Here is a 15,017-nt window from a genome sequence, read left to right as displayed (position 1 = left end):
CTCAGCCCGCGGCGTCCCCCGGGGCGGGCTTCCACTCCTCGGCGAGCAGTCCGAGCACGACCTCGTCGAGGAATTCCCCCATCACCCAGCCCGCGCCGCGCAGCACACCCTCGCGGACGAAGCCGTTGCGCTCGGCCGAGCGCAGCATCGCGGCATTGTCCGCGAGGGTCTCGATCTGCAGCCGGTGCAGGCCGCGCACCACGAAGCCGTAGTGGCACAGCACCGCCACCACATCCGTGCCGTAGCCCTTGCCGCGGGCGGCCGGCCGCAGCCCCAGACCGAGGTGCGCCGACCGGTTGTGGGTGTCGATCCCCCACAGCGTCGCCGTCCCCACAAGAGTGCCGCCCGCCAGCTCCACCACGGAGAAGGGAACGCTCCCCTGCTCCTTGTTGTCGTCCACCACGAGCCGCGGATCCTTCGCCCCGGGCGCCACCGGCCGCCACGGCCCGCTCTCCGCCCGCGAGGAGTTGACCACGTCGTTGTACAGCTCGGCCCGCAGGACCGGGATGTCTTCCTCGTGCCGGGCCCGCAGCCCGACCTTGCCGCCTCGAAGCATGCGAGCTTCCTATCCACCCGCCCCGCCCGCCCGCAACCGAATACCCGCCCACCCACCTGTGCGCACAAACACCCCCGGAGGTGCGGTATCGTTCTCGTGCAAGGTCACCGGGGCCCGCCCCGACCGACCGAGCACCGGGACGTGGCGCAGTTTGGTAGCGCACTTGACTGGGGGTCAAGGGGTCGCAGGTTCAAATCCTGTCGTCCCGACGGTGCACGAAGGGCCCGCTGGACTGGCATTTGGCCAGGTCAGCGGGCCCTTCGCCTTGTCGGCAACCGTTTCCATGTGATGGGGCGTCACGACCCTTGGGACCACCTGGGGACCACGACTACGGAAAAACCGCAGGTCAGCGCGATTCCGCCGGGGACCACGATTCCTTCAGCCGAGTGCGGAGTTGTCCGGCTCCTACGGTCTGCGCAGGGTCGCGGACATGCCGGAGGACGGCGAGGGAAGTCCAGGAACGCCGGCCAGGTGGTGGCTGAGGGTTGCCGCGACCTCATGACCTCAGACCCATTCCGCCGTGTCTGCTGTGAGCGGACCAACGGCACTGCGTGGCCGTGCGGACTTCCGGCACCTTCCGTACGGCCGCAACTGCCCTTCATTCGAGCGGAGCAGGGGCATTCGGATACATTGATCACGCCGTCAAGGGCACGATCTCACGACATATGTCCAGGGAGTGTCCGTATTATCGGCGGCGGCCGGCACCCTTTCCGCAAAACTGGTCGACTTGTCGGGCGGCGGATCCGCGTGGGCGCCGGTGTCGCCAGCCGCTGAGTCAGTCTGGAAGACACCCGGGTCTTCAGCAGCAACCCATACTGCTAAGACGCCGTTTCCTTTGGCGTTTTACTGTGTCTGAGTGATCCGACTCATCGCGCAGGACGACAGCCTTGAGCTCAATGAAGAGCAGGTATTGAAGATCAAATTCTGGCTGCTGGAGGTTCTGCCTGCGCGCAGCTGCGTGGTCAGTGTGGCCTGGGGTGACGATCGAGGTACGTGACCAGGACAGAGGTCTGGAAGATCTCACGCCAGTTCTCCTCTCTCGCTTGGAAGCGATCGTCGGTTGCGCGCTGCTCGCCGACTGAGTCCCTTGTTGGCCCCCCTCACCTGTTCAGCCGACGTATGCAGATGAGGGCTGCGGCGATCCCGGCGAAGGCGAGGAAGTGTTCGGCTTTGCGTTCGTAGCGGCGGTGGAGCCGGCGGCAACCGGCCGGCCAGGACACGGTGCGTTCCACCACCCAGCGGTGGCGTCCCAGGCGCTGGGAGGACTCGATGCCTCTGCGGGCGATGCGGTGGCAGACGCCGCGCTGGGCGAGCCATCGGCGCAGGTGGTCACGCCTACCTGCGCCGGCGCAACGCCAATGCCCGCCACCACGATGTCCTGGCCGCCGAACGCAAAGAACGCGCCCGCGTCCGAAGCCAAAGGGGCATCCGATGGGGCGGACGCCCGCTCGCTGTTGCGGCCCGACGACCCGACGAACCTCACTCGGTCACAGGACTATCCGGCGTAAGGGTTGCCGCCGAGCCAGGTGGTGCCGTCAATGAGTTCGCGTGCCGCGTCCAAGTGGCCACAATGGCAGGCGACTTCGGTGAGCACATGGATCACGATGTGCCGCACGTCAGGCAGCCGCCAGGTCGGCCAGATCTCCACGGGCCACGCGGCGGGCTCCTGCTCCAGGCCGGCAGCGGCGAGTACCGCGTCCGCGCGGGCGATGGCCGCCCGATAGTCGGAGAAGACCTCGCCGCTGGTCATCCCCTCGGGTACGTACCAGTGCGCCTCCGCCCCTGCCGCGAGTTGCCCAGCCACATCCGGCTCGCCCGCGATCACCCCGGGGAACCAGAAACGTTCGACATCCAGGGTGAGGTGGCGCAGCAAGGCCAGGCAGCTCCAACCGCTGGGCAACACCGGCCGCCGCAGATCATCCTCCGAGAGCCCTTCGAGGATCCCGAGAACGTGCGCGCGCTGGTGGTCCAGGGCACCCTTGAGCGCGTCGAGTTCGGCGTTCACCAGCCGCGCTTGTCCTCCGACGCCTGCCGTACTCGTCATCCGCCCGCCTCCGTCAACCGCAGAACATCAACCCGACTTCGGCCCGGACGCTACACCGGAAACACGACAACACTTCGCTGGAGACGTACCACGTGCCGCCGGTTGGACAGCGATCAAGGACAGCCCCAGCAACCCGGCGAACCTTCGCGGTCACAGCACTAGCCGCGTGGTTCCTCCCCCAACGAAGGCAGCGAGCAGGGTCACGCCGGCCACAAGCGGAGCGAAGACCCACGGACTGGCCCGGCATTGACGTTCGACCTCGCTGAGGCCCTGACCGAGGCGACGGCACTGCTACCCAGCTGGCGAGCACCCCTTGCTGATCATTGGAGAATGAAGTTGGGAGGCGGCGAAGGCATAGTCTGTCGGCATGCCAACGCCTGCCTGACATGCCCGATGTTCGTCACCGCCCCCGAGTTCCTGCCGCAGCACCGAGAACAACGACAGCAACTGCTGCAGATCGTCTCCGCCGCCGAGGCCCGCGGCCAGGCGCGCGCAGTCGAGACGAACCGCCAGGTCCTCGGAAACCTGGAGAAGATCATCACCGGTCTGGAATCTGACCCGGGACAGGCGGAGGCAACCGCCGATGCGAGCTGACAACAACCAGCACATCATCGACGCCGCCCGCCGCCGCGGCGAGTACACCCGCGCCAAGGCCGTCCAGGCCCTCCGCACCCTCGACGCAGCGGGCGAGCCGGTCACCTTCGAGAGCATCGCGAAACAGGCCGATGTGTCCCGTTCGTGGCTCTATACCCAGCCGGACCTGCGCGCGGAGATCGAGCGCCTACGGACAGCACACCGTCGCGGCCCAGACTCCTCGGTTCCCGCACGGCAGCGCACCTCCGACGCTTCCCTGATTCGACGCCTCGAAGCAGCGAACGCCCGCGTCCGGCAGCTCTCCGAGGAGAACCGACAACTCCGTGACCGACTTTCCCGTGCGCTCGGGGAACAACGCACCGCGACGGCTCTTACCGGACCGCCGCGAGCAGGGCGGCGATCTTGACCGTGAACCCGTCAGCTGGTTGTTTCGACAGGCGCGCTGCTGCGTCCGTGACGTCGACCGCTGAGCTCGGCGTCGAGTGTCGCCTGAGCCACACGCATGGCCTCGGCATACACCGGCTCCTGCAGCCGCTTCCACATCTCGTCCTCAGGAACGTCCTCAATGCGGCTGACCACCCACCAGATGTTGCCGAAGGGGTCCCTGATACGCCCTCCGCGCTGTCCGAAAGCGTTGTCCGCCAAAGGAGTGACGACATGGCCTCCGGCTGTGACGGCTTGCGAGAACGCCTCGTCCGCATCGGCGACGAAAACACGCAGCAGACTCGGCATGGTCGGCCAGTCCGCGTGTCGGTCGAAGGCCAACACCACGGTGTCGCCGACTCGGATCTCAGCGTGACCGATCAAGCCGTCCTCGGTCGACACCCGCCCGAGTTCCTCACCACCAAACGCCTGGGTGACGAAGTCGAGGAAGGCCCCCGTGTCGTCGGTGACGACCCAGGGCGCAACGGCGGTATAGCCCTCCGGCGCGGCGCTGGTCTGCTCGGGCATCGCGGTCCTTTCGCTGAAGTCGGTTGCGGACAACAACGATAGGTACGAGACAGGTCTGATCCTGTCCTAGACAGCCACGAACTCGGACTGAACCGTTCCGAGTCCGGTGGAGACTCTGGATCGTGACCGTGACCTGGCATTTCTTGTCGGTCGCCCCCCCGGGGTCCGTCGGCGCCTGCCCCACATGGTCCACATTCCCAAGTCGCTCCCACGGACCGCTCGACGATCCGTACGAGCCGCCCTCGGATCGGCTTCGATCATTCTGTTCCGCCGAAACCATTGACATGTCCCCAGCCCAATGGGCTTTCCTGACACCAGTGTTCCGCTTCGCACCGTTGCATCGCACACCTCGCACGCGAAGCACACCCCGGCACAGCCCGCCTCATCCCGAAGGAAGAAGGAGCATGCCCCCAACACCGCAGCCCGCCGCCACGGCGCGACCGCGTCGCCGAGTGGTCCCGGCCGCGCTCGGCGTCCTGGCGCTGATCGGCTCCGTCGTCGGCCTGGCCCCCGCCGCGCGCGCGGCCAACTCATCGGTGTGCGACATCTATTGCGATGCGCGCGACCCGAGCCACGCCACCAGCGACCGGTCGGCGGTCACCGCCACCAGCAACGGCCGCACTATCACCCTGCATTTGTCCGACAACGATGTCATGGGCTGGGCCTCCATAGACAGCAGCTCGACGGGCGACGAACTCTGGCTCGACCGGTCCTACGACGGCGGCAGGAGCTGGGACGACGGCAGCAAGCTGGGTGACACCTGGACGCCGACGGGCAGCGCCGGTTGGCGCAGCCAGATGTACAACGTCGACGACTGGAACAACGCCGGCGTCGGGGCCCTCCGCGCCTGTGCCCGTACCAACGGCGCGTCCATCACCGTCTGCACGGGATGGGCCCGGGTCAACCGCAACGCCTGGAGCGACAGCACCGCCGCCGCGACCGCGCTGATGATGGACTACGACAAGGGCACCGGCGAGTTCAACGGCTGGTGGACCTCGGCGACCGCGCTCACCTCGATCATCGACAACGTGCGTACCAGTGGCATGACGAGCTACAAGTACGCGATCTCCACGACATACGACAAACTCAAGTCCGCCCAGGGGGGCGACTTCCGCAACGAGTACGCGGACGACACCGGCTGGTGGGGACTGGCCTGGGTCGACGCGTACGACGTCACCGGGGACACCCGTTACCTGGACACCGCGAAGGCGGACGCCGACCACATCGCCACCATGTGGGACAGTTCCACCTGCGGCGGCGGAGTGGTCTGGAGCACCAACTCCGACTACAAGAACGCGATCAGCAACGAGCTGTACCTCCAGCTCACCGCGGCGCTGCACAACCGGATCAGCGGCGACACCACGTATCTCCAGCGGGCCGAGGACGAGTGGTCGTGGTTCAAGGACAGCGGGATGATCAACTCCGGGAACACGATCAACGACGGCCTCGCCAGCGGCTGCGTCAACAACAACCAGGTCACCTGGACGTACAACCAGGGCGTCATCCTCGGCGGACTCGCCGAACTGCACCGGGCCACCGGTGACGACTCGTTGCTGACCGCGGCCCGTACCCTGGCCGACGCGTCCACATCCTCCTCCTACCTCAACCCGGGCGGCACACTGCACGAGCCCTACGAGCCGGACGGCACCGGGTGCGTGTCCAACGGGGACTCGTTCAAGGGCGAGTACATCCGCGGACTGGGCATCCTCAACAAGGAGTTGAGCGATCACCCGTACAGCGACTACCTCGACGGACAGGCCGCCACCCTCAAGGCCAAGGACCGCAACACGCTGGCGCAGTACGGCCCGCACTGGGCGGGCGACTACACCGGCACCGGAAACGGCTGCCAGCACAGCGCGGTCGACCTGCTGAACGCCGCCGAGAGCTGAACCGCCGGGCCGGGCACGGCATTTCGCCACCGGTCAAGAACCCTCCTCAAGGACCCTTTCAAGGACCCTTCGGAAGGCTCCCCTGCCCCGGCCCCCACCGACAGCCGACCGCTGCGACCGCCCCGGCCCTCAACTCCCGCCCCTCAACCCTCGACAGTTTCAGGAGCACCCGCATGAACCGACGAAGAGTGGCACGCGCCACCGTGGCAGCAGGGCTCGGCGCCGTGCTCGCCATGGTGGCGGCTGGGCCGTCATCGGCTCTGACAACGTTGTCCACCGCAACCTCCTCCAGCACCGGCCTGGTCGCCGACCCGGCCGCGTACGTCGATCCCCTCATCGGCACCGGCCGTGGCGGCTCGACCGTGGGCGAGATCAACAACTTCCCCGGTCCCGCCACCCCGTTCGGCATGATGCAGTTCTCGCCGGACACCTCGAACTCCTACGCCGGGTACCAGTACCACGACGACCAGATCCGCGGCTTCAGCGTCGATCACGCCTCGGTCGGCTGCCGGGCCTTCGGGGACGTACCGATCCTGCCGATCACCGGCGCCGTGGGCGACCACCCCTGGGATCTGACCGAGCACTTCACCCACACCGGTGAGACGGCCGATCCCGGCTATTACGCCGTGACCCTGGACGCGTCCGGTGTACAGGCGGAACTGACGGCCGCCACCCGTACCGGCCTGGCTTCCTTCACCTTCCCCGCGAACGCGGCCTCGGCCCAGTTGCTGGTCAAGAGCGGCGGCAGCCTCAACGGCGACAAGGACGCCGACGTGCGGATCGTCGGCGACCGCGAGGTCACCGGATCGGTGACCACGGGCAATTTCTGCGACAAGGGCAACGAGTACACCGTCCACTACGCGATCGAGTTCGACCAGCCGTTCACCGCGCACGGCACCTGGGACGGCTCGACGGTGAACGAGGACTCGTCGTCGGCGGACGGCGCGCACGCGGGCGCCTACCTCACCTTCGGTGACGGCGGGGCCCGCACCGTCCGCGCGAAAGTCTCGATGTCGTACGTCTCGGTGGCCGGCGCCCTCGCCAACATGGCTGCCGAGGTGCCCGGTTGGGACCTGGAAGCATTGCGCGAACAGACCCGCGCCGAGTGGACGGCCGCGCTGCGCAAGGTTCGGGTCGCGGGCAAGGACACCGACGAACTCAAGACGTTCTACACGGCGCTCTACCACTCGTTGATGCACCCGAACACCTTCAACGACGCGGACGGCCGCTACATCGGCTTCGACGGCAAGGTGCGCACACTGCCCAAGGGACACGCCCAGTACACCAACTTCTCCGACTGGGACACCTACCGCTCACTGGCCCCGCTCCAGGCGATGCTGTTCCCCCGGCAGGCGAGCGACATGGCCCAGTCACTCGTGAACGACGCGGTGCAGGGCGGATGGTGGCCGCGCTGGCCACTGGCCAACTCCACCACGGGGCAGATGACCGGCGACAACTCGGTGCCGCTGATCGCCAACCTCTACGCGTACGGCGCCCGCGACTTCGACCTGAAGACGGCGCTGAAGTACCTGGTCAAAGGCGCCACTTCGGTGGACACCACTCCAGGCGCGTACCAGGAGAGGCCGGGAGTCGCCGACTACGTCGAGCGGGGCTACGCCCCCAACAACGACGCCTCCCTCGCCGACCACGGTCACACCGGCGCGTCGGAGACGCTGGAGTGGGCCATCGACGACTTCGCCATCTCGCAACTGGCACGGGCGGCCGGACAGAAATCCATCGCCGCCGAGTTCGCGCGGCGCGGCCAGAACTGGCAGAACATCCTCGACCCCGCGAGCGGCTACCTCGAACCGCGCGGCGAGGACGGCCGGTTCCCCGACAAGACCGGCTTCCAGGCGCCCGCGGACGGCTCGTTCGGCCAGGACGGGTACGACGAGGGCAACGCCGCGCAGTACAACTGGCTCGTCCCGCAGAACGTGGCGGGCCTGATCACCTCGATGGGCGGCGAGTCCGCGGCGGCCGACCGGCTCGACGCCTTCTTCGGCGAACTCAACGCCGGCCCCAACGTGCCGTACATGTGGGCGGGCAACGAGATCAACTTCGGTGTGCCATGGGTCTACAACCACGTGGGCCAGCCGTGGAAGACGCAGCGCACGGTGCGGTCGATCGCCACGTCCCTGTTCAGCCCGACCCCGGACGGCGAACCCGGTAACGACGACCTGGGCGCGCAGTCCTCGTGGTACGTGTGGGCGGCGCTCGGCGTGTACCCGGCGACTCCGGGTACGGCCGATCTTGCCGTCCACAGCCCGCTGTTCACCCGCGCGGTGATCGATCTGCCGGGCAACGGACAGGACTTGGACATCCGCGCGCCGAAGGCGTCGGCCGGCACGCCATATGTCCACCGGCTGGCCCTCAACGGGTCGAGTTGGAAGCATAGTTACCTGCCCGCTTCGGTGACGGCCACAGGCGGTGTCCTGGACTTCTCCCTGTCCGACACGCCGGACACCCATTGGGCGGCGTCCTCGAAGGACGCCGCGCCCTCGTATCGGACCGGCGAGAAGAACATCCTGGCCACCGCGACCCCGAACCAGTCCACGGTCGCACCGGGCGGCGACGGCGCGCAGCTCACCGTTCACGTCCAGCGCCTGGCCGGGGCGCACAGTGCCAGCGTCACCGCCAAGGCTCCCGCCGGTCTCACCGTCACCCCGTCCGGCGGCCGGGTGCGGCTCGACCGGGCCACCGGGGCGGGCACGGTGGCGCTGACCGTCCGGGCCGCGAGCAGTACTCCCGGCGGGTACTACGACATCCCGCTGACGGTGAAGGCGGGCGTCGGCGGCGGATCGACCGTGACCACGACGGCCACCGTGCTGGTGGCCGCGGAGAACAGCCTCCAGGCGGGGTACGACAACGTAGGCGTCTCGCCCGACAGCGACCGCGCGTCGGCGGACTTCGACGGCGGCGGCAGCAGCTACTCCCGTGAGGCACTGGCGGCGGCCGGACTGGACAGCGGTGCCACCATGAAGGCGTCGGGCACCTCCTTCACCTGGCCGGACGCCCCGTCCGGCCGGCCTGACAACGTCGCCGCCCACGGCCAGAGGATCGACCTCGGTGACGGCGCGGCGGACGCCTCGCGACTGCTGTTCGTCGGCTCGGCCACCAACGGCGACCAGCAGGGCACCGCCCAGGTGACGTTCACCGACGGGACGACCGCGACGGCCGACCTGTCGTTCGGCGACTGGACCCTGCCGGGCAAGGGAACCGATCCGGTGCTCGGCAACTCGCTTGTGGCCAAGACCGATCACCGCAACGAGCGGGACAAGACCGGGGTGGCGGCGTACGTGTTCGCGACGACACCGTTCACCGTGCCGACGGGCAAGCACCTCAAGAGCGTGACGCTGCCAGACAACACGAGCCTGCACGTCTTCGCCATCGGGCTGGGCTGATCACCCGCGCCGTGCCGGACCTGTCGGACGGCGGGTCCGGCACGGCGCGCGGCTCCCGCCTCGGACGGGGGATCCCAGAGGTACCGAAACGGCTTTCCCGGTCTGGACGTTCACCGGACGTTCGCCCGGGGAAGCCTTTCCCTGGAACACGCTACGCGCGTAACATTGTCCATGACATGTCCGCGTCAATATACTTCCAAGGGATGCCCATGCCCTCGACCAGCAGATTCGGCCGCCGCCTGCTCGGCATCGCTGTTCCCCTCACCGCAGGCGCCCTGATGCTCCTGGCAGCGGGCCCCGCCGGCGCCGCCGCGCCGCGGAGTTCCGGCCCCGCCCCCACCGCCATCACCCACCCGAACGCCGACTTCGCCGGCGCCGGAATCCAGAGGAAGGCCGCCGCCGCGGGCCTGACGCCCGAGAGTTCGTCGTCCGTCACCACCGCCGCGGTCTCCGGTCTGCCCGGCCTCGACGTCAGCGGCTGGCAGGGCACGGTCGACTGGGCGTCGGTCCGCAGCGCGGGCGCGACCTTCGCCTACGTGAAGGCCACCGAGGGCACCACGTACACGAGTTCATCGTTCAGCGGGCAGTACGACGGCGCCTACAACGCCGGACTGGTCCGTGGCGCCTACCACTTCGCGATCCCGAACAACTCCACGGGCGCCGCCCAGGCCGACTACTTCGTCGCCCACGGCGGCGGCTGGTCCGCCGACGGCAAGACCCTGCCGCCCGCGCTGGACATCGAGTACAACCCCTACGGCGCCACCTGCTACGGCCTGAGCCAGAGCGCCATGGTGGCCTGGATCAAGAGCTTCAGCGACGAGGTGCACGCCAAGACCGGCCGCTACCCGGCCATTTACACCACCACGGACTGGTGGACCACCTGCACCGGCAACACCAGCGGCTTCGGCGCGACCAATCCGCTGTGGGTCGCCCGCTACGCCAGCGGTGTCGGCACCCTCCCGGCAGGCTGGTCCGCCCAGTCGATCTGGCAGTACGCCGACTCCGGCACCTTCCCCGGCGACCAGAACACCTTCAACGGTTCGGCCGCCGACCTCACCGCCTTCGCCAAAGGCACCGGTGGCACTCCCCCGCCTCCGCCGCCCTCCGCCGACTGGCCGACCGTCAAGCAGGGCCAGTCCGGTGAGGCCGTCCGGGCCGTCCAGTACCTGCTGAACGCGCACGGCTCCTCGTTGACGGTCGACGGCGCCTTCGGCCCGGCCACCAACTCAGCGGTCCGCACGTACCAGTCCGCCCACAGCCTCACCGTGGACGGCATCGTCGGCCCCAACACCTGGAGCTCGCTGATCATCACCGTCCGCAACGGCAGTTCCGGCTCGGCCGTCTCGGCCGTCCAGCGCGAACTCAACGCGCACGGCTCCTCGTTGACGGTCGACGGCGCCTTCGGCCCGGCCACCGACTCGGCGGTCCGTTCCTTCCAGTCCGCCCACAGCCTCACCGTGGACGGCATCGTCGGCCCCAACACCTGGAAGGCCCTCGTCGGCTCCTGACCCGGACCCCCGGAGCATCCCCCCACCGGGGCCGTGCCGCGCACCGCGCGCCACGGCCCCGTCCGTGTTCCGCGCCCGTACGGCAGGGCATTTCCCCGTCCGCCGCCAGAAGCGGCGCGCGCACGAGAGATCGCCCGAGGACTGTCCCGCACTCCCGTTGGACCGATGCCTCGGGGAAGACGGCCACCGCCGTCGCCCGGGAACTCCGCATCAGCTCCGAGTCCCTGCGCGGCAGTCCGCGCCGGACCGTATGCCGCCCGCTCAAGGCGAGCGATCGCCCAGATCGGTCAGGACAGCGCGGGAAGCGTCCACGGCGGACTCCTCCAGAGCCGCCGGGGAAGGACTGCCCCACCGGCTGTAGTGGACGCGCACGAGCACGTTCCGTACGTGGAGGTCCGCGGCCCGGTACGAGCCGTCGCTGGTGCGGCTGATCCTGGACTCGTCCCCCACTTTCACTCCGCGCGAAGACGGCAACCGGGACAGGGCGAGAAGCGAGACCGCGTTCTTCGTCGCCTCCCCGGCCACCGGACCGCACACGTCATGGGCGCGTCGCACCTCCCCCGGCCCGTACGCGCGCGGCACCCTCCGTCTCGCCGTCTTCGTGTCCGGGTCGTGGCCGCGCGGCGCGGCGGCCGGAAGACCACACCACCGACGCCGGCCGCACCTGGCACACCTACGGTGTCCGGGTCACGGCAACACCATCACATCGACGGGGCCGCGGTCCACAGCTACTACCCCGGCCGACGCTTCCGCCAAGAAGCCGCTCTTCTTCATGCTCGACCTGGCCATGGGATCGGGGTGGCCGATCGACCTGAGCCAGCAGGAGAACGAGGCCGACATGTACGTGGACTACGTCCGAGTCTGGTCCTGACGCAATGGCGGCCGCGCGGCCAGAGCCACACCGCGCGGCCCGCCGACTCCGCGACGAGCGGCACATGCCACTGATCGAACGGGGTCATACGGAGTTGGACGGCAGGTACGGGGACCGGAGGATTTCACATGCGATGAGATGGTCGTGACGCCATGGGGTTCATGGCGCGGGTTCCCCTGCTCGGCGGGGCTGTCGAACCGTCCGCCACAGCCGGCCATGTACTTCGTGGTTCATCAACTCCGCTATCGCAGCCCGCCCGTCGGCCGTCAGAGCCGAGGGCTGAACCTGCGGCGAGCGGGGCCCGGCCATGGCGTCGGCCGCGGCCGACGGAAGTGGGCCGCCCGGAAGCGCCCGGTCGGCCGGCACACGGTCGCACCCCTCTCGTTCTTCGGCGCGACGCCGTACTCGGCCACGATCCGCGCCTCGTACTCGCGGCTGGAAGTGCGGCGTTCCGGTCCGAGAGCCGGGCCGGGCCCAGCGGGCTCGGCGCCGGTCACGAGAGGGCGGTTCTCCTGTCACGCCCTCTCGGGCCAACCCGACGCGGCGGGGCGTCTCCCCCAAGGCCGGCGGGAGGGGGACGGGCTCATGCCAGTCCGCGGAATGGCGGGCGTCCTCGTCCTGCCGGGCGTCCGCTGCCCACCCGCCGTGCTCTCCGCCGTGTCACCGCGGGCCGAAAGCCCCCTGCCACGGGCGTGAGGGCCTACGGCCTCCCGGAGTTGGGCTCACAGGCGGCTGGGACGGTCCCACGGCCCGTGGGTGTCCGGCGAGGCGGTGGCCGTGTCGGGCAGGAGCAGGCGGAAGGTGCAGCCTTCGCCGGGGCGGTTGTCCAGTTCGAGACGGCCGCCGTGTGCTGCCGCGATCGCGGAGGCGATGGCGAGCCCGAGTCCTGAGCCGGGATCCGTTCCGGGTCCGGCCCCCGGGACGGCGCCGAAGTCCGGTGTGGCGGACCCACCGAGCGGGGTCGCGCGGTAGAAGCGGTCGAAGACGTTAGGGGCTTCGTCCGCGCTGATGCCGGGGCCGTCGTCGGTGACCTCGACCACGCATACGGGGGTGCCCGGCGGCAGCGGCGGTCCGCTCCCGCATGTGGCTGCGGTGCGGGTGCGGGAGGCGCCGACCCGGACGGAGACACGAGTGCCGGCGGGCGTGTGCACGCAGGCGTTGGACAGCAGGTTGCCCAGTACCTGGGCCAACTGGTGCGGGTCGCCCGGGGTCTCGATGATGTCGAGATCGCGTTCGGCGTCGGCGGGACGGTCCGTGAGTGGTTCCAGGGTGATGGCGTGCTGAGGGTGGCGGATCGCGGTGGTGGCGATGGCGTCGGCCGCCGCGGAGAGCAGGTCGACGGGTTCGCGGTACGTTGCAGGGGTGTCGCCGAGCTTGGCGAGGAGGAACAGGTCGTCGACGAGGCGGCTCATGCGTTCGGCGTTGTGGGCGATCAGGGCGTGCGCCTCCCAGCGCCGCCGTGGCGGCATGTCGGCCTCGTCGAGGAGGAGTTCGGCGAAGCCCTGGATCGCGGTGAGCGGGGTGCGCAGTTCGTGGCCGGCGTCCGCGAGAAAGCGGCGCAACTGCTGTTCGGAGCTCGCCGTGCGGTGCAGGGAGGTGCGCAGACGGTCGAGCATGGTGTTGAGGGCGAGACCGAGCCGGCCGACCTCGGTGTCCGGGTCGGTCACGGGGACGTTGAGCTCCAGAGCGCCCTCGGTGATCTGCTGGGCGGTGCGCTCGACGCGGGTGAGCGGACGCAGTCCCAAGCGGACCGCACCGTTTCCGAGAGCGATCACCCCGACGGCGACGGCCACGCCTAGCCCGAGGCTGAGCCACAGGAGTTTGGTCGTCGCGCCGTCGACGGTGCTCAGCGGCAGCGCGACCACGGTGCGCATACGGTCAGGTCCGGTGTAGGAGATCACCCTCCATCCAGCGCCGCCGGCGCCGTCTTTCGCCGGAACGGTGCTGGGACGCCCGGCGGTCAGGTGCAGTTCGGCTGCCCGCCGGGGCAGTTTCGGCCCGGCGCCGTCACCGCTGCCCAAGGTGGTGGGCAGAAGACGGCCGGTGCCGTCGTAGAAGAAGACGCGGTAGTCCGACGGCAGTGCGTTGTCCACGCTCGGCGGCCGCAGCGTTCCGTGCTCGGCAAGGTCGGTGTAGACCCCGGCCGGTGGGCGGAACTGGGAGAGCCGGTTGTCCACCTGGTCGGTGAGCCAGCCGCGCAGCACCGCCAGGCCGGCGAGCTGGCAGAGCAGGACCGCGCTGGTGGCCAGCAGGCCGGCGATCAGGACCAGGCGGCTGCGCAGCGAACGCGGACGCGGAAGACGCTCCGGGAGGAAGCGCGGGCGTCGAAGCCGCGTGGCGGAAAGCCGGAGACGGCCCGGCAGCCTTGGGCGTGGGCACCTCATCGCGGCGCCGCGCCGGTCTCGTCACGCGGCACCCGCAGGCAGTACCCCACCCCGCGGACCGTGTGGATCAGCGGCGGCGCGGATCGGTCGACCTTCCGGCGCAGGTTCTTGATGTAGCTGTCGACGATGCGGGTGTCGCCGGAGAAGTCGTACTGCCAGACCTGTTGGAGGATCTCCGCCTTCTCCAGCACCCGCTCGGGGCGGGCCAGCAGGCAGGCAAGCAACCGGAACTCGGTCGGTGACAGCTTCAACAGGCAGTCGCCGCGCCGGACTTCACGAGTGCTCTCGTCCAGGACGAGGTCGGCGTACTGCAGGAGCGGGCGCGCGCCGACGGGCGAGGCGGCCGCTCCGCTGCGGCGCAGGATGGCCCTGACACGCAGCAGCACCTCCTGGACGTGGAAGGGCTTGGTGACGTAGTCGTCGCCGCCGGAGCTGAGGCCGATGATGCGGTCCTCGACCCCGGTACGGGCGGTGAGGAACAGCACCGGTGTGTAGACGCCCTGCGCGCGCAGCTCACGGGTGAAGCGGAAGCCGTCGGTGTCGGGCAGCATGACGTCGAGCACGATCAGATCGGGTCTGCGACTGCCCGCCTCGAACATGCCCTCCTGCCCGCCGCCCGCGCTCGCCACGGCGTAACCCGCCGCGCTGAGCGCAGACGTGAGCAATGTGCGGATGCTGGCGTCGTCCTCCACCACCAGGACGGTGTGCCCGCCCGCGGGCGGGCGTGAGCGTGCGTTCGGGCCGATCACTTTCTGGCACCTCAAGCTACGGATGGGCAGAACCGCACGAGCGGTTCCCGGTGGCGGTGCGATGGCAGGC

General features: G+C 69.4%; 12 protein-coding genes, 1 tRNA gene and 2 pseudogenes. 8 read left to right on the top strand and 7 right to left on the bottom strand.

Features of this window, described 5'->3' with window-relative positions:
• Position 1: 1 nt before the first annotated feature.
• Entirely contained in the window at positions 2 to 556 is a 555-nt protein-coding gene (locus BM076_RS01795; RefSeq protein WP_093711497.1) for a GNAT family N-acetyltransferase, read from the bottom strand.
• 135 nt (positions 557 to 691) lie between these two features.
• On the opposite strand from BM076_RS01795, the gene BM076_RS01790 reads away from it, so the two are divergent.
• A tRNA-Pro gene (locus tag BM076_RS01790) sits at positions 692 to 765 on the top strand.
• 647 nt (positions 766 to 1,412) lie between these two features.
• Entirely contained in the window at positions 1,413 to 1,553 is a 141-nt protein-coding gene (locus BM076_RS36380; protein WP_177246279.1) for a hypothetical protein, read from the top strand.
• 103 nt (positions 1,554 to 1,656) lie between these two features.
• Here the strand turns inward: BM076_RS36380 and BM076_RS01785 are convergent.
• Positions 1,657 to 1,911 (bottom strand): annotated as a pseudogene (locus tag BM076_RS01785) (IS5/IS1182 family transposase); the annotation flags it as partial.
• Between BM076_RS01785 and BM076_RS37190 the strand changes: the two are divergent.
• Positions 1,887 to 2,018 (top strand): annotated as a pseudogene (locus BM076_RS37190) (IS630 family transposase); the annotation flags it as partial. The pseudogenes BM076_RS01785 and BM076_RS37190 sit on opposite strands and share 25 nt — an antisense overlap.
• A 33-nt stretch (positions 2,019 to 2,051) precedes the next feature.
• On the opposite strand, the gene BM076_RS01780 reads toward BM076_RS37190, so the two are convergent.
• Positions 2,052 to 2,561: a DinB family protein gene (locus BM076_RS01780; RefSeq protein ID WP_177246299.1), complete on the bottom strand. Its 510-nt coding sequence runs from the start codon at positions 2,559 to 2,561 to the stop codon at positions 2,052 to 2,054.
• 369 nt (positions 2,562 to 2,930) lie between these two features.
• Between BM076_RS01780 and BM076_RS01775 the strand changes: the two genes are divergently transcribed.
• Complete coding sequence (locus tag BM076_RS01775; protein WP_245795642.1) at positions 2,931 to 3,194, top strand: integrase; 264 nt, start codon at positions 2,931 to 2,933, stop codon at positions 3,192 to 3,194.
• Complete coding sequence (locus tag BM076_RS01770; protein ID WP_093711495.1) at positions 3,184 to 3,600, top strand: DUF6262 family protein; 417 nt, start codon at positions 3,184 to 3,186, stop codon at positions 3,598 to 3,600. Before BM076_RS01775 ends, BM076_RS01770 begins: the two co-directional genes overlap by 11 nt.
• An 11-nt stretch (positions 3,601 to 3,611) precedes the next feature.
• Here the strand turns inward: BM076_RS01770 and BM076_RS01765 are convergent, their stop codons facing one another.
• Positions 3,612 to 4,145 (bottom strand): VOC family protein, encoded by a 534-nt coding sequence (locus BM076_RS01765; protein WP_093711494.1) that lies wholly within the window; start codon positions 4,143 to 4,145, stop codon positions 3,612 to 3,614.
• Between the two features lie 404 nt (positions 4,146 to 4,549).
• On the opposite strand from BM076_RS01765, the gene BM076_RS01760 reads away from it, so the two are divergent.
• The 3 genes from BM076_RS01760 (at position 4,550) to BM076_RS38130 (ending at position 10,943) form a co-directional block, all read left to right on the top strand.
• Positions 4,550 to 6,034 carry a glycoside hydrolase family 76 protein gene (locus BM076_RS01760; protein WP_093711493.1) on the top strand — a complete coding sequence of 495 codons (1,485 nt, stop codon included), beginning with the start codon at positions 4,550 to 4,552 and terminating at the stop codon, positions 6,032 to 6,034.
• A gap of 173 nt (positions 6,035 to 6,207) precedes the next feature.
• Positions 6,208 to 9,435, top strand: coding sequence for a GH92 family glycosyl hydrolase (locus BM076_RS01755; RefSeq protein WP_093711492.1), 3,228 nt, complete (start codon positions 6,208 to 6,210; stop codon positions 9,433 to 9,435).
• 203 nt (positions 9,436 to 9,638) lie between these two features.
• Entirely contained in the window at positions 9,639 to 10,943 is a 1,305-nt protein-coding gene (locus tag BM076_RS38130; RefSeq protein ID WP_143120496.1) for a GH25 family lysozyme, read from the top strand.
• 261 nt (positions 10,944 to 11,204) lie between these two features.
• Here the strand turns inward: BM076_RS38130 and BM076_RS01745 are convergent, their stop codons facing one another.
• From BM076_RS01745 to BM076_RS01735, 3 genes are all read right to left on the bottom strand, one after another.
• Positions 11,205 to 11,393 carry a hypothetical protein gene (locus tag BM076_RS01745; protein WP_143120495.1) on the bottom strand — a complete coding sequence of 63 codons (189 nt, stop codon included), beginning with the start codon at positions 11,391 to 11,393 and terminating at the stop codon, positions 11,205 to 11,207.
• Between the two features lie 1,143 nt (positions 11,394 to 12,536).
• The gene (locus BM076_RS01740; protein ID WP_093711489.1) at positions 12,537 to 14,198 is read right to left on the bottom strand and encodes a sensor histidine kinase; all 1,662 of its coding nucleotides are present in this window, start codon (positions 14,196 to 14,198) and stop codon (positions 12,537 to 12,539) included.
• Positions 14,195 to 14,947, bottom strand: coding sequence for a response regulator transcription factor (locus BM076_RS01735; protein ID WP_245795641.1), 753 nt, complete (start codon positions 14,945 to 14,947; stop codon positions 14,195 to 14,197). The genes BM076_RS01740 and BM076_RS01735 overlap by 4 nt, the downstream gene beginning before the upstream one ends.
• Positions 14,948 to 15,017: the final 70 nt, after the last annotated feature.

This window comes from Actinacidiphila alni, assembly GCF_900112845.1.
GTDB classification, from domain to species: Bacteria; Actinomycetota; Actinomycetes; order Streptomycetales; family Streptomycetaceae; genus Actinacidiphila; species Actinacidiphila alni.
Note: the sequence above shows the minus strand (reverse complement) of the source record. Positions and strands in the feature narration are given on the sequence as shown.